15 protein-coding genes are annotated in these 19583 nt (G+C 67.5%); 9 read left to right on the forward strand and 6 right to left on the reverse strand.

Annotated elements, in window-relative coordinates:
• Positions 1-36: 36 nt before the first annotated feature.
• The 6 genes from Q9246_RS18850 (at position 37) to tagF (ending at position 10600) form a co-directional block, all read left to right on the forward strand.
• On the forward strand, positions 37-1953 hold the full coding sequence (locus tag Q9246_RS18850) for a type VI secretion system Vgr family protein (RefSeq protein ID WP_306392238.1): 1917 nt from the start codon (positions 37-39) through the stop codon (positions 1951-1953).
• A gap of 122 nt (positions 1954-2075) precedes the next feature.
• Positions 2076-3614, forward strand: coding sequence for a type VI secretion system-associated FHA domain protein TagH (gene tagH / locus Q9246_RS18855; RefSeq protein ID WP_306392239.1), 1539 nt, complete (start codon positions 2076-2078; stop codon positions 3612-3614).
• 21 nt (positions 3615-3635) lie between these two features.
• On the forward strand, positions 3636-4967 hold the full coding sequence (gene tssK / locus Q9246_RS18860; RefSeq protein WP_306392240.1) for a type VI secretion system baseplate subunit TssK: 1332 nt from the start codon (positions 3636-3638) through the stop codon (positions 4965-4967).
• A gap of 6 nt (positions 4968-4973) precedes the next feature.
• On the forward strand, positions 4974-6308 hold the full coding sequence (gene icmH, locus Q9246_RS18865) for a type IVB secretion system protein IcmH/DotU (RefSeq protein WP_306392241.1): 1335 nt from the start codon (positions 4974-4976) through the stop codon (positions 6306-6308).
• Between the two features lie 61 nt (positions 6309-6369).
• Positions 6370-9915, forward strand: coding sequence for a type VI secretion system membrane subunit TssM (tssM, locus tag Q9246_RS18870; RefSeq protein ID WP_306392242.1), 3546 nt, complete (start codon positions 6370-6372; stop codon positions 9913-9915).
• Positions 9916-9925: 10 nt separating this feature from the next.
• A complete protein-coding gene (gene tagF / locus Q9246_RS18875) occupies positions 9926-10600 on the forward strand; it encodes a type VI secretion system-associated protein TagF (RefSeq protein ID WP_306392243.1) in 675 nt (224 codons plus the stop codon).
• 199 nt (positions 10601-10799) lie between these two features.
• Here the strand turns inward: tagF and Q9246_RS18880 are convergent, their stop codons facing one another.
• From Q9246_RS18880 to Q9246_RS18905, 6 genes are all read right to left on the reverse strand, one after another.
• Positions 10800-11603, reverse strand: a complete 804-nt coding sequence (locus Q9246_RS18880; RefSeq protein WP_306392244.1) for a hypothetical protein — start codon at positions 11601-11603, stop codon at positions 10800-10802.
• Positions 11604-11964: 361 nt separating this feature from the next.
• A complete protein-coding gene (locus Q9246_RS18885; RefSeq protein ID WP_306392245.1) occupies positions 11965-12798 on the reverse strand; it encodes a PP2C family protein-serine/threonine phosphatase in 834 nt (277 codons plus the stop codon).
• A 34-nt stretch (positions 12799-12832) separates the two neighbouring features.
• Complete coding sequence (locus tag Q9246_RS18890) at positions 12833-14320, reverse strand: serine/threonine-protein kinase (protein WP_306392246.1); 1488 nt, start codon at positions 14318-14320, stop codon at positions 12833-12835.
• Positions 14313-15191, reverse strand: coding sequence for a Tll0287-like domain-containing protein (locus Q9246_RS18895; protein ID WP_306392247.1), 879 nt, complete (start codon positions 15189-15191; stop codon positions 14313-14315). Before Q9246_RS18895 ends, Q9246_RS18890 begins: the two co-directional genes overlap by 8 nt.
• 10 nt (positions 15192-15201) lie before the next feature.
• A complete protein-coding gene (locus tag Q9246_RS18900) occupies positions 15202-15918 on the reverse strand; it encodes a hypothetical protein (RefSeq protein WP_306392248.1) in 717 nt (238 codons plus the stop codon).
• Positions 15919-16077: 159 nt separating this feature from the next.
• The gene (locus tag Q9246_RS18905) at positions 16078-16905 is read right to left on the reverse strand and encodes an IclR family transcriptional regulator domain-containing protein (protein ID WP_306392249.1); all 828 of its coding nucleotides are present in this window, start codon (positions 16903-16905) and stop codon (positions 16078-16080) included.
• Between the two features lie 144 nt (positions 16906-17049).
• On the opposite strand from Q9246_RS18905, the gene Q9246_RS18910 reads away from it, so the two are divergent.
• From Q9246_RS18910 to pcaF, 3 genes are read left to right on the forward strand one after another with little or no spacing between them, the layout of a single operon-like run.
• Positions 17050-17715, forward strand: a complete 666-nt coding sequence (locus Q9246_RS18910; protein ID WP_306392250.1) for a 3-oxoacid CoA-transferase subunit A — start codon at positions 17050-17052, stop codon at positions 17713-17715.
• On the forward strand, positions 17712-18383 hold the full coding sequence (locus tag Q9246_RS18915; protein ID WP_306392251.1) for a CoA transferase subunit B: 672 nt from the start codon (positions 17712-17714) through the stop codon (positions 18381-18383). Before Q9246_RS18910 ends, Q9246_RS18915 begins: the two co-directional genes overlap by 4 nt.
• The gene (gene pcaF / locus Q9246_RS18920; protein WP_306392252.1) at positions 18380-19582 is read left to right on the forward strand and encodes a 3-oxoadipyl-CoA thiolase; all 1203 of its coding nucleotides are present in this window, start codon (positions 18380-18382) and stop codon (positions 19580-19582) included. Before Q9246_RS18915 ends, pcaF begins: the two co-directional genes overlap by 4 nt.
• The last annotated feature ends 1 nt before the right edge of the window (position 19583 follow it).

A 19583-nucleotide genomic window follows, 5' to 3' on the forward strand; every position in this document is an offset into this window, starting at 1 on the left:
CGACGCGCCCATTCATTTACCGACATCGAAACCACCATGGACGTTACCCAAACCAATCGCGAAGCGCGCGTCAAGTCCGCACTTGGCGACGACGTGCTGCTGTTCGCGAGCATGCGCGCGAGCGAGGCGCTCGGACGCCTGTTCGAATTCGAAGTCGTCATGCTCTCGACCGACGGCGCCATCAAGACCGACGAGGTGCTTGGCACTCCGCTGACGGTCAGCCTCGTGATCCCCGGCGACGAGCGCCATTTCAATGGCATCGTCACCCATTTCCGCTACGCCGGCTGGGACGAAAGCAGCGGCTTCAGCCGCTACGTGGCCATCGTGCGTCCGGCCCTGTCGCTGCTGTCCTACGGGTCGGACTGCCGCGTGTTCCAGGAAATGTCGGTGACCGATATCGTCAAGCAGGTATGCGGCGCCTATGGCGGCGCCGTGACGCTGTCCGAGACCGGGCTCGGAGGCTCGTATCCGCCGTTGCCCTATTGCGTGCAGTACCGCGAAACCGACCTGGAGTTCGTGCTGCGCCTGCTCGAAAGCGCCGGCATCTACTTCTTCTTCAAGCATTCCAACGGCGGCCATACGATGGAGCTGGCCGACTCCTACGGCGCGCACCAGCCGTGTCCAGGGTATGGACAGCTGCCGTTCCGCGAGCCGAGTTCGGCCACCAAGCGCGATCATGAAGCGGTGTACGGGTGGGAGGCGGGTGGCGAGATTACCTCCAGCGTGGTGGTGCTGGACGATTACGATTTCGAGAAATCCGGCAGCAGCCGGGGCGGCGGCCTGCAGTCCAGGGCCAACCTGGCGGCCCCTTTCGGGCAGGCGTCGTACGCGATGTACGATTATCCGGGCTACTACGACAACGCCGGCGACGGTCGGGCGGCCACGCGCGCGCGCATCGAGAGCCTGCACGGTCAGGGCGAGCGGATCCTGGGGCGCACCGATGCGCGCGGCCTGCATGCGGGCGGCCTGTTCACGCTGGAGGACCACCCGCGCAACGAGCAGAACCGCCAGGTGCTGGTGACCTCGGCCACCTGCACCTTCAGCAGCAATGCCTATGCCAGCAATGGGCAGGCGTTCGAGTTCAACTGCGAGTTCACGGCGATCGGCAAGGAGCATGCCTACCGGCCGCCGCGCATCATGCGTCGTCCCGTCGTCGCCGGGCCGCAGACCGCCTTCGTGGTCGGCAAGGCGGGCGAGGAGATCTGGACCGACAAGTATGGCCGCATCAAGGTGCAGTTCCACTGGGACCGGGTCGGCAAGGACGACGAAAACAGTTCGTGCTGGGTGCGCGTGGCGCAGGGCTGGGCCGGCAAGGGCTGGGGCGCGATGTCGATCCCGCGCATCGGCATGGAGGTGGTGGTCAGCTTCCTGGAGGGCGACCCGGATCGTCCGCTGGTCACCGGCTGCGTCTATAACTCCGACGCCATGCCGCCGTATGCGCTGCCGGCCAACCAGACCAGGTCCACCGTCAAGTCGCAATCGTCGAAGGGCGGCGCCGGCTTCAACGAGTTGCGCTTCGAGGACAAGAAGGGCGCCGAAGAAGTGTACATGCACGCCGAGCGCGACTTCCTGCGGGTGGTGAAGAACAACGACGCCCTCAAGGTCGGCTTCGAGACCGCCGACAAGGGCGACCAGACGATCGACATCAAGAACGACCAGGCCCTGACGATCGGCAACGACCAGACGGTGGCGATCACCAATGACCAGACGGTGAAGATCGACGGCAAGCAGGCGGTCAAGGTGGGGTCGACCATCGTGATCGAGGCCGGCACCTCGATCGAGCTGAAGGTGGGCGGCAGCAGCATCAAGATCGAAGGCAGCAAGATCACCATCAAGTCGGCGGAGATCGAGATTGCCGCCGATGCAAATGCCAAAGTCAAGGCAGGGGCCTTGATGGAAATCAAGTCAGGCGCTCCGATGACGATTGCTGGCGCCATCGTGCAGATAAATTGATGGCAGGTTCGGCAAGTTTATTGAATGAAAGCTGTTGTGCCACGTATAATCTTTAGTCGTCCAGCCCGCCTTCGCCATCCGGCGCCCGGCAGGCCTCCGGGACCACCTTCTCATACGATGCAATGCTGCTGACCCTCAGAATCCTTACCTACCGCAACGCTCCGGTGCCGGCGTCGCCGGCCGTGCGCTTCGACGCCGCCGGCGGCGCCATCGGCCGTTCGCCCGACAACACCCTGGTGCTCGACGACCCCAGCAAGTACATCTCGCGCGTGCATGCGCGCGTGCTGGCGCAGGGCGACACCTTCGTGCTCGAAGACCTGGGCAGCAATGCCAGCATCGTCAACGACCGCCCGCTCGGCAAGGGCAACCAGGTCGTCCTGGGCCACGGCGACCGGCTGGTGATCGGCGACTACCTGTTGCAGGCGGTGGTGATGGCGGCCCCGATGCATCCGGCGCTGGCGCCGGCGCCAACCAACGACGCGACCCTGCCGCTGTTCGAGCCGCCGCCGCCGCCCGCGCCGGTGCAGCTGCCGCCCCTCGATTTTGCCCCGGCTGCGGTCCATGCACAGATGCCGACACCGGCGCCGGCCTGGCCCGATCCGCTGGCCGGCGCCAGCATCCTCGACGTGGGTTCGGCGCCCGCGGCCGGCCTGGGGGGCGACGATCCGCTGGGCCTGAACCTGTTCGCGCCGGCGGCCCCGGCGCGCGCGGCCGAGAGCGACCACGTCTCGCCCGAGCTGGCGGCCTTCCCGCGCATGCCGTCGGCGCCGCCTTCGTTCGCCACCCCGGCGCCGGCGCCGTCGTTCGCCGCGCCGGCCGCGGGCGGCTTCTCGATCCCGGCCGATTACGATCCGCTGGCCGACCTGTTCCCGAGCGCGGCGCCGACGCCGGTGCCGACACTTGCACCGACGCCTGCGCCAACGCCTGCACCGACGGCCGCACCGGTCCCGACGCCGGCGCCGATGCCCGCGTTCGTACCCGAACCGGTCGCGCCGCCGCCCGTCGTCCCCGCGCCGCCGCCCGTCGCGGTCGCCGGCGCGCAGGCGGACAACGACGCCGTCATGCAGGCGCTGTTGCGCGGCATGGGCCTGCCCGACCTCAAGCTGCAGCGTCCCGCCACCGAAGTGGCCGAGATGGTCGGCGCCATGCTGCGCGAAGCCACCACCGGCACCATGGACGTGCTGATGGCGCGCGCCATGACCAAGAAGGAGAGCCGGATCGACATGACCATGCTGTCGGTGCGCGCCAACAATCCCCTGAAATTCTTCCCGAATGCCGAAGGCGCGCTGACCCAGATGCTGACCGGCGCCATGGCCGGCTACATGCCGCCGGTGGACGCCATGGCCGGCGCCTTCGACGACCTGCGCGCGCACGAGCTGGCAGTGATCGCCGGCATGCGCGCCGCGCTCGGCGCGGTGCTGCACCGCTTCGATCCGGCGCAAATCGAGGCGCGCCTGGCGGTGCCGTCGGTGATGGACAAGATGCTGGCCTCGAACCGCAAGGCCAAGATGTGGGACCGGCTGGTCGAGCTGTACGGCGAGATCGCGCGCGAGGCCGACGACGACCTGCAGCGCCTGTTCGGCGAAAAATTCTCGGCCGCCTACGAAGAGCAGGTCGAGCGCCTGCGCCAGGCCAAGCGCGCGGGCCAGCGGCCCGCATAACAAGTTACTGAAAGAGGCATTATGGCGTGGAAGAACAAGGTGGTCTGGTCCGAAGGCATGCTGCTGCAACCGCAGCACCTGCAGCAGCACGACCGCTATTGGCAAAGCCAGCTTGAGAACCGCGTGGCGGCGCTACGGCCCTACAGCTGGGGTTTCGCCGAACTGAGGATCGACGAACACCAGCTGGCGCTGGGCAAGCTGGCGCTGCAATCGTGCAGCGCGGTGCTGCCGGACGGTACGCCGTTCACGCTGCCGGCCGACGACGAATTGCCGCTGCCGCTCGACATACCGGCTGACGCGCGCAACGTGATGGTGGTGCTGGCGCTGCCGCTGCGCCGCCACGGCGTGGCCGAAGTGGCGTCCGGCGACGGCGTCGACAACTTCGCACGCCATCGCCCCGACGACTACGAAGCCTGGGACAGCAACGGTCTCGATAACAGCGCCCTGATGCAGGTCGGTAAACTGCGCCTGCGGCTGGCGCTGGCGTCCGAGGTGGAAAATGCCTACGCCACGATCGGGGTGGCCCGCATCGTCGAGCGGCGCGCCGACAACCGGGTGGTGATCGATCCCGACTACAGCCCGCCATGCCTCGATTTCCGCGCCGCGCCAAGGCTGGCGGCCTTCGCCGACGAGCTGGTGGGCCTGCTGCACCAGCGCGCCGACATGCTGGGCGCGCGTCTGTCGCAGCCGGGCGCCGCCGGCGCCGCCGAGATTGCGGACTTTTTGCTGCTGCAGTTGCTGAACCGCGCCGAACCGCTCACGATCCACCTGGCCGGCGCCACCGGCGTGCATCCGGAAACCCTGTACCGGCACCTGGTGGCGCTGGCCGGCGAGCTGGCCACCTTCACCGAGAACGGCAAGCGCGCCGCCAGCTATCCGACCTATCGCCACGACGCGCTGGCCGAGAGCTTCGCCCCGGTGATCGCCGACCTGCGGCGCGCGCTGTCGACCGTGATGGACACGGCGGCGGTGCCGATCCCGCTCGACGAGCGCCAGTTCGGCATCCGGGTGGCGGTGGTGCCCGACCGCGAGCTGCTGCGCTCGAGCAGCTTCGTGCTGGCCGTGAACGCGCACATGCCGCCGGAACTGCTGCGCGGCAGCTTCCCGGCCCAGGTCAAGATCGGCTCGGTCGAGAAGATCCGCGACCTGGTCAACCTGCAGCTGCCCGGCATCGGCCTGCGCGCCTTGCCGGTGGCGCCGCGCCAGCTGCCGTTCTACGCCGGCTACACCTATTTCGAACTCGATAGCGGCAGCGAGTATTTCCAGCACCTGCACCAGTCGGCCGGCTTCGCCATGCACGTGGCCGGCGACTTCCCCGGCCTGCAGATGCAGTTCTGGGCCATCCGGAGGTAACACGCCATGAGCACACAGGATCCACGTCCCCCGCAGCAGGACCCGGACGCCACCATGCTGGTGCTGAATCCGGGCGGCCGCCGCGCGGCCGCCGCCGCCACGCCGGCGCAGGCGCAAGCGCCGGCGCCCGGCCCGCAGCATGACGGCGGCGCCGGCGCCGTGCACACGGTGCTGCCCGGCAGCGGCCTGAATCCGCTGGTGCGCGCGGCCAATCCGCTGCTCGACCTGGTGGTGCCGCTGCGCCTGTCCGCCCAGCCGCAAGACCTGAACGCCCTGCGCGAGCGCCTGGCGCAGGCGATCCGCACCTTCGAGACCGACGCGCGCGCGGCCGGCGTGGACATCGAAGCCATCGCCGCCGCCCGCTACGCCCTGTGCACGCTGCTCGACGAGACGATTTCCGGCACGCCGTGGGGCAGCGGAGTGTGGGGGTCGCGCAGCCTGCTGGTGGCCTTCCACAACGAAGCCTCGGGCGGCGAGAAATTCTTCCTGGTGCTGCAGCGCCTGAGCCAGGACCCGGCGCGCCACCTCGACCTGCTCGAACTGATGTACCTGTGCCTGGCGCTCGGCCTGGAAGGGCGCTTCCGCGTCGCCGAAGGCGGCCAGTCGCAATTGACCCAGCTGCGCGAGCGCCTGCTGGGCCTGATTCGCCAGCACCGCGGCGCGCAGGAGACCGCGCTGTCGCCGCACTGGCGCGGGGCCGAGGCCAAGGCGGCTTCGCCGCTGCGCACCACCCCGGTGTGGGTCTTCGCCGCGTTGGCTTGCGGGGTGCTGCTGGCGGCCCAGCTGCTGGCATCGACGCTGCTGAACCGCGATTCCGATCCGGTGTTCGCCAGGCTGTCGGCGCTGCGCCAGGCGCAGGCCGCGCCCGTCGCCCCGGCCACCCCGGCCACGCCGGCAACCTCGCGCACCGCCACCTTCCTGGCGCCCGAAGTCGCGCGCGGCCTGGTGACGGTGACCGAGACCCCGGGCCGCACCACGATCACGCTGCGCGGCGAAGGCATGTTCGGCTCGGGCAGCGCCGAGGTCAATCGCGACATGGTGCCGCTGCTGGAGCGCATCGGCGACGCCCTGAACACCTTGCCCGGCAAGGTGATCGTGGTCGGCCACACCGACAACACCAAGCCCGGCCTGTCGGCGCGCTATCCGTCGAACTACGACCTGTCGAAGGCGCGTGCGGGCAGCGTGATGAACGCGCTGGCCGCGCGCGCCGGCCCCGAGTCGCGCTACAGCGCCGAAGGGCGGGGCGACGCCGAGCCGGTGGTGCCGAACGACTCGCCGGCGGCGCGCGCGCGCAACCGCCGGGTCGACCTGGTGGTGCTGGCCCCGGCCAACGCGCCTTGACCGGCGCTCGTTCCAACCCGCTCTTGTCCCAACAATCAATCGGCCGCCACGGCGGAGTCTTATGAAACGTCTGTTCTCCTGGCTGTTCAAGCCCATGGTGCTGTCCTTCATCGGCGTGGCGCTGCTGGCGCTGGTGTTCTGGTTCGAGGCGCCGCTGCTCGCCTTCGACGGCAAGGAGCCGTTCGCCTCGCGCCGTTCGCGCGCCATCGTCGTGCTGCTGATGTTCGCGGCCTGGGGCGCCTGGTTCGGCTGGCGCTATCTGCAGGCCCACCTGGCCAACCGGCGCCTGATGGCCAGCATGGCGGCCGCCGAAGCGCCGCCCGCGGCAGCTGGAGCGCCGGCGCCGGCCGCGCTGCAGGAGCAGGCCGCCCTGAAGACGCGCATGGACCAGGCGCTGGCAACCTTGCGCAAGGCGGCGCCCAAGGGCGGACGCTGGAACCGCCAGTACCTGTATCAGCTGCCCTGGTATATGTTCGTCGGCGCCCCGGGCAGCGGCAAGACCACTGCCTTGCTGCACTCGGGCCTGCGCTTCCCGCTCGCCGAGACGCTGGGGCCGGGCGCGATCGGCGGCGTCGGCGGCACCCGCCAGTGCGACTGGTGGTTCACCGACGAAGCGGTGCTGCTGGACACCGCCGGCCGCTACACGACCCAGGACAGCGAGGCCGAGGTCGACCAGGCCGGCTGGCACGGCTTCCTGGGACTGCTGAAGAAGCACCGCCCGCGCCGTCCGATCGACGGCGTGATCGTGGCGCTGAGCGTGTCCGACCTGCTGCAGCAGGGACCGGCGGCGCGCCAGGCCCAGGCCGCGGCGATCCGCGCCCGCATCAAGGAATTGCATGAAAGGCTGGGCAGCAGCTTCCCGGTCTACGTCACCGTCACCAAGTGCGACCTGCTGGCCGGCTTCATGGAGTATTTCGACCCGTTCGGCCGCGAGGAGCGGGCCCAGGTCTGGGGCCTGACCTTCCCGGTGGGCAGCGGCCCGGCTGACGCGCTGGCGCAGTTCCCGGCCCGCTTCCTGGAGCTCGAGCAGCAGCTGCAGGCAGGCGTGATGAAGCGCCTGCAGGACGAACGCGACCTGCAGCGGCGCGCTTTGGTCTACCGCTTCCCCCAGCAGTTCGGCAACCTGGGCGAGCTGCTGGAAGGCTTCCTGCAGGCGGTGTTCGCGCCGACCCGCTTCGAGCGCGACGCCCAGCTGCGCGGCGTGTACTTCACCAGCGGCACGCAAGAGGGCAGCCCGATCGACCGCGTGATGGGCGCGCTCGCGAACACCTTCGGCCTGGACCGCAAGGTGCTGCCGCCGAACGCCGTGAGCGGGCGCAGCTTCTTCCTGACCGACCTGCTGCGCGAGCTGGTGTTCAAGGAGTCAAGCCTGGCCGGCAGCGACGCCGCCGTGGAGCGCCGCCAGCGCCTGCTGCGCCGTGCCGGCGCGGTAACGGCTGCGCTGGCCCTGGTGCTGCTGGCCGCTGGCCTGGCCACCAGCTATGTGCGCAACAAGGCGAACGTGAACGAGATGGAAGCGCGCAGCGCCGAACTCGAAAAGCTGGTGGCGGCCGCGCCGGCCACCGGCTCGCCGCTGGGCGTGCTGCCGATGCTGGACGCGGCGCGCGCGCTGCCGGGCGGCTACGATGAACGCGAAGCCGGCGCGCCGCTGCTGGAACGCTTCGGCCTGAACCAGTCCGACAAGCTGGGCGCCGGCGCCCAGCTGGCCTACCAGCGCCTGCTGCGTTCGGCCCTGCTGCCGCGCGTGATGGCGCGGCTCGAAGAAACCCTGCGCCGCGGCGACGCCAACAACCAGGAGCAGCTGTACGAGGCGCTGCGCGTCTACCTGATGCTGGGCCAGCCGCTGCACCTCGATCCGCAATCGGTGCAGGCCTGGCTCGAATTCGACTGGCGCCGCAGCCTGCCCGAGGCAACGCCCGAGCAGCGCGACGCGCTGCTGGCCCACGTCGGCGCGCTGTTCGATGGCGCCAATGGCGATGCCGGCGCGCCGCCGGCGCTCGACACCGCGCTGGTGGCGCAGGTGCGTTCGACGCTGGCGATGATGCCGCTGCCCGAGCGCCTGTACAACCGCCTCAAGCGCCAGGTGGCGCAGGAGCGCTTGCCGGAGACCTCGGTCAACCGCGCGGTGGGCCGCGACGTGTCGGCGATCCTGGCGCGCGCCAGCGGCGAGCCGCTCACGCGCGGCGTGCCGGGCCTGTTCAGCGTGGCCGGCCACAAGGCGATCGTCGCCGGCGCGCCGCAGGCGCTGACCGACATCGCGCGCGACAGCTGGGTGCTCGACCGCCGCGAAGCAGAAGGCGCGCTGGGCGCACTGACCTCGGACCAGCTGCAGGTCGCCGTGCTGCGCCTGTACTACGCCGACTATATCCGCGCCTGGGACGCCTACCTGGCGGACGTGCGCATCGCGCCGTTCTCGAGCCTGGACGCCGGCGCGCGCATCACCAATGCGCTGGCCGGCGCCGACTCGCCTCTGAAAGCCTTCCTCATGGTGGCGGCGCGCGAGACCCGCCTGGGCGGCGCCGCCGGCAAGACTCCGGTGACGATGGATGCGGCCGTGCTGGGCAAGCTGGCCGAGGCGCGCAAGAAGCTCGAGGCCGCGCTCGGCGGCGACGATCCGGCGCCGGCGCAGCAGGCCGCCAATCCGGTGGACCAGCACTTCGCGCCGCTGCACCGCCTGGTCGGCACGCCGCAGGCGCCGGGCACGCTCGACGCCCAGCTGGCGCTGCTGAAGGACGCCTCGGCATACTTCGACGCCGCCGACCAGGCGCGCCGCGCCGGCGCCCCGGCGCCATCCGGCGAGGCCCTGCAAAAGGTCAAGCGCGCCGCCGAAGGCATGCCCGAACCGCTGGGCGGCATGTTGCGCAACGTCGACAGCGCCGGCAGCGGCCTGACCCTGGGCAGCGAGCGGGCGCGCCTGGGTGCGCTGTGGGCGGCCAACGGCGCCGCCTTCTGCCGCGACGCGATCGCCGGCCGCTATCCGATGACGCGCGGCGCCGCGCGCGACGCGACGCCGGACGACTTCGGCCGCTTCTTCGGCCCGGGCGGCACGATGGACGACTTCTTCACGAAGAACCTGGCGGCCCAGGTCGACATGGCCGGCAGCCAGTGGAAGTGGCGCGACACCGGCGACGGCACGGTCGGCATCCCGCAGGACGTGCTGAACCAGTTCCAGCGCGCCGCGCGCGTGCGCGAGATGTTCTTCGCCAGCGGCGGCCGCCAGCCTTCGCTGCGCTTCGACCTGCTGCCGGTCGGCGCCGATCCGGGCTTGACCAATGTGGTGCTCGACATCGACGGCCAGCCGGTGACCTATGCGGCCGGCGCCGCGGCGCGGCCGGTGTCGATCACGCTCCCGTCGGGCAAGGGCGGCGGCCAGGTGCGCTTCGAAGCCACCCCGGCCCTGCGCGCCGACCTGCGCAGCGACGGTCCGTGGGCCTGGTTCCGCATGCTGGACAAGGGCGTCGTGCAATCGGGCGCCCAGGCCGAGCGCTATGCGCTGGCCTTCGACCTCGATGGCCGCAAGATGAACTACCAGCTGACCGCCAGCAGCGTCATCAACCCGTTCCGCCGCGAAGCGCTCGAGGGCTTCCGCTGCCCGACGGGCTGGTGAGGAGGCGACGGTGACGGCATTGGCGGCGGCGCCGGGGTTTTTCGGCAAGCTGCCCAGTCATGGCGATTTCGTGGGGCGGCGCCTGCCGTCCTCGATGCGCGATCCGTTCGACGCCTGGCTGCAGCGCGGGATCGTCGCCAGCAGGGAAGCGCTTGGGGCAGGCTGGCAAGCGGCCTGGCTCAGCAGCCCCTTGTGGCGCTTCGTGCTGGCGCCGGGGCTGTGCGGGCCTGAGGCATGGAGCGGCGTCATGATGCCGAGCATGGATCGGGTTGGGCGCTGTTTTCCGCTAGTGCTGGCGGCGCCGTCGATGGAGGCGCCGACGCTATCCGATTGTCTAGGATTACATGAGGACTGGTTCGTTAGGCTTGAAGAGATCGCGCTGACAGCGCTCGGTGAGGGAGCGTCCCTCGATCGGTTGGATGCTGCGCTGCTGGCGCTGGGTGGATTCGCGGCAACTCATGCGCAAGGATTCTCGAGATCATCGATGGGCATCGCGCGCTGCGTTGCATTAGATGATGCTAGCATTTCAGCACTGGTGATCGAAGACATGGACGGAGACAGCGCCTGGTGGGGCCTAGGATCAGAACTAGTGGCACCCTGTTTGGCGCGCTGTCGAAGCCTGCCGTCCTCTAATAGATTTGCTGCGCTGTTGGAAGGCGAATGGCGCGAGCATGGGTGGAGCTAAGCCTCGGATTAACAAACGATAAAACTTATCCACGATCGCGCGCAATCAAATTTTTCATTCAAGTTCCGCTGGATGAAAGCGAGCGTTTTGGTCTGCTGATGCCCTTTTACTTATGGATTAGTGATAGAGCTTACTGATGCCAATGCATTAGGAAATCTTCAAAATCGCTGATATGCTTGAGCTTAGCCATAGGGTTGAGTCAGAAAATCAATTTACAATATTTCGCAGCATCTGGACATTCCAGTATGATAGGCGCATTTAGTGCCGGTTTGGATGACGGTCCAAACTCGTAATCTTTAAGCACAGGTAGGTTATCTTTGCGCCACAGATTTTTTAAAGGAAGTGGATCCCAGACGAGACGAACCTCCTGCTGATGCTCAAATTCTCTGCCTTTAATCGACTGCGGTGGGGGCACTGAATTGTCGTTAATTTGGATGATTCGATCGGAATAGTGGCAGGTGTTGATACAGCCAGAATATGCGTATGGGAGCATCGCTTCGTTCAGGCTATGTAAGAAGCCTGTCGGGTTACTAATTTCGATGCACGCATCGTAGCCGAATCGCGTCATTGCCTCACGATCAAAATTGCGCGTGAAACAGAGTAGGTACATGTCCGGCGCTATTACATCTATCTGAACTGGCATTCCGATCGGATGTTTATTAAATGCAGGATAATTTCGAACGGGTTCCAGATACCGGACATGTTTGATCAGCGTGTCTAACTGAGGGGCGATAGGAACCTCTGGGTTGGTCTGGTACCCTCTAAAACCTTCGTAGCGGTCTCCAATCTCTGCAATTTCCATTCCTTGATACTCGTACAGGGTGCCAATTCGAAAACGACCTAAATTAAGCATCTGTTCGGCGTACTTCATTTTCGTATATTTGAAGAGTGCCTTGTACTCTCGATCAACCGATGAGAAGAAAGGAATATTTCCAGCCCATGCGATACGATTTTTGTATTTTAGCTTTGGCTGAATATTTTTGAAATGATCCTTAATGTGCATGGTGATAATTCCGATCCTGTATTTCGGCAATCTGGGTTCTGATAAAGCAAATTAATTCACATCGTTAAATTTTTGGTCGGGATGGACCATGCTGACGGTTTGCTGAGGGAAAATCACTAATAGAAGCCTTTAAGGTCTGCTTTGCAGATAAAATCCAGACTCGGATAAGGCCTTGGATGAAATGCTTTGCAAGGCTGAGAAGGTGCACTACTTCATCTTGGTTCTAATGGCTTACGTGCTCAACGCTTCGCTCAGACTACCTGCGTCGAATACGGGATCTGAGTCCATTCAAGCAAGGTCGTCATGGAAATTTACTTGCAAACTTTGTGGGTTCCAGAGAGAAAGGACTTCTATTGAACGTTTAAGCCGCAGCGCATATGGCCATTACTACTGTAATGTTGTCGCGCCCTCCATATTGCTTGGCCATTTCCACGAGCCGTGCGCATACCGGCTCAAGGTTGTTGGCCTGCGCACTCGCCATGGCCGCCTCGATCTCCGCATGCGGCACACTCCCGTGCAGCCCATCGCTGCACAGCATCAGCACATCGCCCGGAAACACCAGGTGCGCGCGCACCTCGGGCGCGATCGACGGCGACGGCCCGACCGCCTGCAGCAGCAGGTTCCGCGGCGGCAGGCTATCGAGCAGGCCAGCCTCGAGCGCCTGCTGGTACATGGTCTGGTCGCGCGTGAGCTGCTCGAGCGCCCCCATGCGCAGCCGGTACAAACGGCTGTCGCCGACATGGAACAGCACCAGCGGCGCCTTCGGCGCGCGGCGCCAGAAACCGGTAAGCGTGGTGCCCATGCCGTTGCCCTCGACCCGCTTGCGCTGGTGGTTCTGGGCGTACAGGGTGCCATTGGCATGGGCCAGCGCGGCGTGCAGCAGCTTGACCGCGCCGGAGTCGGAGTCGGACCAGGTGGCGTCCGGATCGTCGGCCGGGCCGGACTGGGCGTGCGCCGCATCCACGGCGCCGCCGTGGGTCCGCAGATAGGCCTGCACCTCGTTGAGCACACCGGCGCTGGCCACTTCTCCGGCGGCGTGGCCGCCCATGCCGTCGGCCACCATCGCCAGGCCGAGCGATTCGTCGAGCAGGAAGTTGTCTTCATTGGACTGGCGCACCGGACCGACGTCGGTCAGGCCGAACACCAGCGCCCCGGGCAGGTGGTGCACGCGCGGCGGCGAAAGGGGAATCTGCATCGTCATGCTGCGGCTTTCATGGTGATCGTCGTGATCATGGCACGCTCATCTCGGCCAGGAAGCGCGTGCGCTCGCCGGCATTGTCGATATGGCTGGCCAGGAGTTGCAGGAATTCCTGCCGGTCCGCGGTGCTCTTCATGGCGCGCTTGGCCACCACCCGGCCGATCGGGCCGATCAGGTTCACCAGCTTGACTGCGGCGGCATCGGCGAATGGCTGGTCGACATCGGCCGCGGCCTGGAGCGCGGCCTGGCCCGGGCGGGTACCAATACCAGAACCGGTGCGCATCAAGGTCGGCGTACGCACCACGCCGCTACCCGTGCCGCTGGACTCGAGCTTCTTCCCGACCAGCACCAGCGCCTCCTGGAATTGCTGGCGCCCCAGTTCGGACGGGATGTGCGGCAGCAGCAGGGCGCCCAGCGCATCGAGGCTGTCGGCCTTGTCGGCCACCTTCTTGAGCAGGAAGCGGGCCATCGGGCCGATCTGGCGCGCCAGCAGCGTCTCGACTTCGGGGAAGGCTTCGCGCTTCCATGGCGTGAGGGTGACGATCTCGCTGCCGCCCATGGTCGCGCCGGGCAGGGTGCCGGTGCTCGCATGCGCGCGCGCCGCATCGAAGGCCGGCAGGCCGGCCGCCAGAAGCGTGCGGTCGCTGTCGCCCAGCCGGGTCGCATCGGGATCGTGGCCGTCGGCGCCGGCCGCTGCCAGCAGGGCCTCGTGGAAGGCGCGCGCCGTGGGGAAGCGCTCGGCCGGCGACTTGGCCAGCGCGCGCGCCAGCACCGCGTCGAAGCGGGTGCCGAGCGCCGGCAGCACGGTCGATGGCGGCGCCGGATGCTCGTTCAGGATCTGCTGCATGACGATCGTGGTCGAGCCGGTGAACGGGCGCGTGCCGGTCAGCAGCTGGTACAGCACGATCCCGCTCGAGAACACGTCCGAGCGGCCGTCGACCGCCTCGCCCCGGAACTGTTCGGGTGACATATAGCTCGGCGTGCCGATCATCGAGCCGGCCTGCGTAAGCGTCGACGATTCGATGCGGGCCACGCCGAAGTCGCTGATCTTGACCTGGGCCCCCACCGTCACCAGCAGGTTGCCCGGCTTGATATCGCGATGCACCACGCCGCGCGCGTGCGCGTAGTCCAGTCCATGCAGCAGGTCGCCCATCCAGGCCAGCGCGCGCTGCACGCTGTCGGCGCGGCCAGGCTGCATCAGGGCGTCGAGGGGCGTGCCCTCGACGAACTCCATCGCGATATAGGCCGATTCGGCGTCCTCGCCGTAATCGTAGACGGTAACGATGTTCGGATGCGCCAGGCGGCCGGCGGCCTGCGCCTCGTTCTTGAAGCGACCGATCAGGTCGGCCTGCTCGCGCTCGCTGAACATCTCCTTGCGGATGGTCTTGAGCGCCACCACGCGTTCGATGCCGGGATCGAAGGCCTTGTAGACGACGCCCATCGAGCCCTTGCCGAGGATGCCGTCGATCCGGTATTTGCCGAGCTGTTCGATCATCGTCTTGCCTTCAGCCTCATTCATCCAGCATCTTCATCGCGCTGGCCAGGCTCGAACGCATGCGCGCGAACGAGCGCGCCAGCGCCGACAGCTCGTCGTTGCCCCTGACGTCGAACTCTTCCTGGCTGAATTCGCCCAGGCTGACCTGGTCGGCCAGGCGGCTCATGCGGGTGATGCGACGGGTGACGAACACGTGCACCATGATGTTGAGGGCGATGAACAGGAACACGAAGATGCCCAGCATCGACAGCATATAGGTCTGCAGCATGGCGCTGGCGCGGCGCAGCGGCACTTCCATCGGCACCGACACCACCTGGGCGCCGACGATTTCCATGTGCTTCCAGCCGAAGCCGTTGTTGCGGCCGTAGATGTCGAGCATGGTCTTGGGCGCCGCATCCGGCACGCTGTGGCAGCGCAGGCAGGCAGCGTCCTTGATCTGCAGCGGACGGGCGACGTACAGCGCCGGGCCGACCGAGGTCACGCGTTCGCCGACCAGTTCCTTCAGGTCGGGCTTGGCGCGCAGGGTGTTGACCAGGTCCGCTTCCCAGTCGCTGGCGCGGTCGCGCGGATTGGTCGGGTTCAGGGTCGCTTCCTTGTAACTGAAGTCCGGGTACTGCTTGAGCAGATGGCTCAGCTGTTCGGTGGCCGCATACGAGGGGATCGATTGCGGCACGAATTCATACTTGAGGCGGGTCTCGAGCAGCGGCACGACCTGGCCCGAGGTATAGCTGCGCGCGGCCAGCGCCGACTGCATCAGCACGCGTGCGCTTTCCAGCGTCTCTTCACGCGCGTTCTCCTGCAACAGGTAGTTGGTGACGGCGCTGGCGGCGCCGAAACCGATGGCGAAGATGGTCAGGAAGACGATGTTGAACTTCGCCGCGATCGACAATTTCATGTGCTGAGCCTCAAGGCTGTCTGGGAGTAGGAGCGGCGGCGCGAGGCGGCCGCGGGGGATCGAAACGGCGCTGCACCTGCTGGCGCAGGGCAGGCTGGCGCGCCAGCCAGGGCGCCAGCTCGGCATACGTCGCGCGCCGTTCGTGGCGGGGCTGGGCGGCGGGGCCCTGGGGCAGCGGCACCAGCAGGTCGCGGAAGGCCGGCGGCAGGCCGGCCAGGAATGGCGCCGCCGGCCGTGGCGCGATGCGCAGCGGCTGGGCATTGCTGCGCGCGGCGAACTGTTCGTTGGCGAGCTTCAGGCGGCGTTTGGCCTTGCCGCCGTCGAGTTCTTCGAGCGCCACCTCGCCCGCCTCGGCGAAGACCTCGGTGGCGGCCGGCGCGGCGTGGACGATCGCGGTCGCGTCGGCGACGTGCAGCCGCAGCAGCGTTGCGTTGACGGCCAGCGGCCGCGCGGCATTGCCCCTGGCCTTGAGCCAGCCTTCCAGCAGCACCACTTCGCCGCCCTGCCTGAAGAACAGCCGGGTGCCGGGCCCGATGGCGATGGTGGCGCCGCCGAGGTCGAGCTGGATCGCGCCGTCACGGGAGTCGAGCAGGTCGCCGGCGCGCAGGGCGACCCCGCGTCCTGCGCTGAACATGCTGGTGTCGCGCACCAGCAGGGCGCTTTGTTCGGCATGGACGATATTCGGCGAAGGCGTGGCCGCTGCCGCGCAGCAGGCAGGGATACTCAACAGGAGCCCGAAAAGATGGCGCGACACGTTAGCGACTCGAGAAAGGGTGGGGGACGGATGGATGCCGCCGCGATGGTCAAACAATTACTTATTTTACAGCAAGGTTGTGGTCCAAAAACCATCTTTGCCGTATTTATGTACATAGAACAACACTTGCCCCTACCTGGCAGGCCGCCCCTCGCCAACGAGCATCGCCAACTCGCGCGCGCTGTCCAGCAGCACCGGCAGGAAGTCGTCGGCCATCCGCTCGGCCGACACCCGCGTCGCCTGGGCGCCGACGTTCAGCGCCGCCAGCACCCGCCCCGATTGACCACGCACCGGCACCGCGATCGAACGCAGGCCCAGTTCCAGTTCTTCGTTATTGAGCGCATAGCCTTGTTCGCGCACCTGCGCCAGCACGGCGCGCAGCAGGTCGCGGTCGGTCACCGTGTATTCGGTGCGCGGCGCGAGATCGGTCCGCGCCAGATAAGCGTCCAGTTCGGGCGGCGGCAAGTGGGCCAGCAGTACCCGGCCCAGCGAGGTGCAGTAGGCCGGCAGGCGGCTGCCGGCGCCGAGCGACACCGACATCACCCGCGACGCCGAGGCGCGCGCCACGTACAGCACCTGGTCGTCTTCCAGCACCGCGAGCGAACTCGATTCGCCCAGCCTGGCGCTGAGTTCGTCGAGGCAGGGCTGGGCCGACGTCGTCAATGGCGTCGACGCCAGGTAGGCATGGCCCAGCGCCAGCACCTTCGGGCGCAGGCTGTAGTTGTTCAGTTCCGCGTCGACGTAGCCGAGCTGGCGCAGGGTGTGCAGGCAGCGCCGCACGGCGGCGCGCGGGATGCCGGTGCGCTGGCTGAGCTGGGCGATGGTCTGGACGCCCGGCGCGTCGGAGAACGCGCGCAGCACGGCCAGCCCGCGCGCCAGCGAAGTCATGAAATCGGGATCGGACAGGGCGTCGATCTCTTCGGCAGCGGTGCGCGCCAACGGGGCAGGGGGCATGGACATGACGGAATTGTAATCGAGGCTCGACGGCTGAAACGAATTTCGGCTTGACCGGTAGACCGTCGCAAGCATACACTGAAGTCCGATTATCGAACATATGTCCGATAATCGAACACTCGGATAACCTATCACGACGAGACCTGCACCATGATCGATAAAACCTGCGACACGCTCGAACGCGCGGTGGCCGACATCCCGGATGGCGCCACCATCATGATCGGCGGCTTCGGCAACGCCGGCATGCCCTCCAGCCTGATCGACGCCCTGCTGGCCCAGGGCGCGCGCGAACTTACCATCGTCAACAACAATGCCGGCAATGGCGAGACCGGCCTGGCCGCGCTGATCAAGGCGAAACGGGTGCGCAAGATCGTGTGCTCGTTCCCGCGCCAGGCCGATTCCCACCATTTCGACGCCCTGTACCGCGCCGGCGAGATCGAGCTGGAACTGACCCCGCAAGGCAACCTGGCCGAGCGCATCCGCGCCGCCGGCGCCGGCATCGGCGGCTTCTTCACTCCCACCGGCTACGGCACCCTGCTGGCCGAGGGTAAGGAGAGCCGCATCATCGATGGCCGCGGCTATGTGTTCGAGACGCCGCTGCGCGCCGACTTCGCCCTGATCAAGGCGTTGAAGGGCGACCGCTGGGGCAACCTCGTGTACCGCAAGACGGCCCGCAATTTCGGGCCGATCATGGCCACCGCCGCCAAGGTCGCCATCGCCCAGGTGGGCCAGATCGTGGAACTGGGAGAGCTCGACCCGGAAACCATCGTCACCCCGGGCATCTTCGTCCAACGCGTCGTCAAGGAGGCAGCATGAACCGTTACAGCCGCGAACAGATGGCCGAGCGCGTCGCGCGCGACATCCCCGAAGGCGCTTATGTGAACCTCGGCATCGGCCTGCCGACCAAGGTCGCCAACTACCTGCCGCCCGAGCGCGAGGTCTTCTTGCACAGCGAGAACGGGCTGCTCGGCATGGGACCGGCCCCGGCGCCGGGCGAGGAAGACGAAGACCTGATCAACGCCGGCAAGCAGCCGGTGACCCTGCTCACCGGCGGCGCCTATTTTCACCATGCCGATTCGTTCGGCATGATGCGCGGCGGCCACCTGGACATTTGCGTGCTGGGCGCCTTCCAGGTGGCGGCCAATGGCGACCTGGCCAACTGGCATACCGGCGCGCCGGATGCGATCCCCGCCGTCGGCGGCGCGATGGACCTGGCGATCGGCGCCAAGCAGGTGTTCGTCATGATGGACCACCAGACCAAGACCGGCGAAAGCAAGCTGGTCGAGGCGTGCAGCTATCCGCTGACCGGCGTGGCGTGCGTGAGCCGCATCTATACCGACCTGGCCGTGATCGACGTCACGCCCGACGGCTTGCGGGTGCGCGAGATGGCGCCCGGCCTCACCCTGGCCGACCTGCAGGCCGTGACCGCGGCGCCGCTGCTGCCCGCTTTGAACGAAGGATTGACTGGAGGAGAATCAGCATGACCGACGCATTCATCTGCGATGCCATCCGCACCCCGATCGGCCGCTACGGCGGCGCCCTGAAGGACGTGCGCGCCGACGACCTGGGCGCGATCCCGATCCGCGAACTGATGCGCCGCAACCCGGGTGTGGACTGGAATGCCGTCGACGACGTGATCTATGGCTGCGCCAACCAGGCCGGCGAGGACAACCGCAACGTCGCGCGCATGTCGGCCCTGCTGGCCGGGCTGCCGCAGGAAGTGCCCGGGTCTACCGTCAACCGCCTGTGCGGCTCGGGCCTGGACGCGGTCGGCATCGCCGCGCGCGCCATCCGCAGCGGCGAAGCGCGCCTGATGATCGCCGGCGGCGTCGAATCGATGACGCGCGCGCCGTTCGTGATGGGCAAGGCCGACAGCGCCTTCTCGCGCAACAGCACGATCTACGACACCACCATCGGCTGGCGTTTCCCGAACCCGTCGATGAAGCAGGTGTACGGCACCGATGCGATGCCCGAGACGGCGGAAAACGTCGCCGACGACTATGGCATCAGCCGCGCCGACCAGGATGCCTTTGCCCTGCGCAGCCAGGCCAGCGCCGCGCGCGCGCAGGAGGACGGCACTTTCGAGCAGGAGATCGTGCCGGTCGTGATCCCCCAGAAGAAAGGCGAGCCGCTGCAGGTGAGCCGCGACGAGCATCCGCGCGCGACCAGCCTCGAGACGCTCGGCAAGCTCAAGCCGGTGGTGCGCGCCGACGGCACCGTCACCGCCGGCAATGCGTCCGGCGTCAACGACGGCGCCTGCGCGCTGCTGCTGGCCAACGGGGAAGCGGTGCGTGCCTATGGCCTCACGCCGCGTGCGCGCGTGATCGGCATGGCCAGCGCCGGCGTGGCGCCGCGCGTGATGGGCATCGGTCCGGTGCCGGCGGTGCAGAAGCTGCTGCGCCAGCTGGACATGACGCTGGACCAGTTCGACCTGATCGAGCTGAACGAAGCGTTTGCCTCGCAGGGCCTGGCCGTGCTGCGCCAGCTCGGCCTGCGCGACGACGATCCGCGCGTGAACCCGAACGGCGGCGCCATCGCGCTCGGCCATCCGCTGGGCATGAGCGGCGCGCGCCTGGTAACGACGGCCACCTGGCAGCTGCAGCGCAGCGGCGGGCGCTTCGCGCTGTGCACCATGTGCGTGGGGGTGGGGCAGGGCATCGCGCTGGCGATCGAGCGCGTGTAGC

The sequence above is a fragment of the Telluria beijingensis genome (genome assembly GCF_030770395.1).
GTDB classification, from domain to species: domain Bacteria; phylum Pseudomonadota; class Gammaproteobacteria; order Burkholderiales; family Burkholderiaceae_D; genus Telluria; species Telluria beijingensis.

What these genes read in the sequence shown, in the direction of transcription:
- tssM (WP_306392242.1), top strand. Translation starts at nt 6,370, where the DNA reads ATGAAACGTCTGTTCTCCTGGCTGTTCAAGCCCATGGTGCTGTCCTTC.
- icmH (WP_306392241.1), top strand. Translation starts at nt 4,974, where the DNA reads ATGAGCACACAGGATCCACGTCCCCCGCAGCAGGACCCGGACGCCACC.
- Q9246_RS18910 (WP_306392250.1), top strand. Translation starts at nt 17,050, where the DNA reads ATGATCGATAAAACCTGCGACACGCTCGAACGCGCGGTGGCCGACATC.
- tssK (WP_306392240.1), top strand. Translation starts at nt 3,636, where the DNA reads ATGGCGTGGAAGAACAAGGTGGTCTGGTCCGAAGGCATGCTGCTGCAA.
- Q9246_RS18915 (WP_306392251.1), top strand. Translation starts at nt 17,712, where the DNA reads ATGAACCGTTACAGCCGCGAACAGATGGCCGAGCGCGTCGCGCGCGAC.
- Q9246_RS18885 (WP_306392245.1), bottom strand. Translation starts at nt 12,798, where the DNA reads ATGCAGATTCCCCTTTCGCCGCCGCGCGTGCACCACCTGCCCGGGGCG.
- Q9246_RS18895 (WP_306392247.1), bottom strand. Translation starts at nt 15,191, where the DNA reads ATGAAATTGTCGATCGCGGCGAAGTTCAACATCGTCTTCCTGACCATC.
- Q9246_RS18850 (WP_306392238.1), top strand. Translation starts at nt 37, where the DNA reads ATGGACGTTACCCAAACCAATCGCGAAGCGCGCGTCAAGTCCGCACTT.
- Q9246_RS18905 (WP_306392249.1), bottom strand. Translation starts at nt 16,905, where the DNA reads ATGTCCATGCCCCCTGCCCCGTTGGCGCGCACCGCTGCCGAAGAGATC.
- tagH (WP_306392239.1), top strand. Translation starts at nt 2,076, where the DNA reads ATGCTGCTGACCCTCAGAATCCTTACCTACCGCAACGCTCCGGTGCCG.
- pcaF (WP_306392252.1), top strand. Translation starts at nt 18,380, where the DNA reads ATGACCGACGCATTCATCTGCGATGCCATCCGCACCCCGATCGGCCGC.
- Q9246_RS18880 (WP_306392244.1), bottom strand. Translation starts at nt 11,603, where the DNA reads ATGCACATTAAGGATCATTTCAAAAATATTCAGCCAAAGCTAAAATAC.
- Q9246_RS18890 (WP_306392246.1), bottom strand. Translation starts at nt 14,320, where the DNA reads ATGAATGAGGCTGAAGGCAAGACGATGATCGAACAGCTCGGCAAATAC.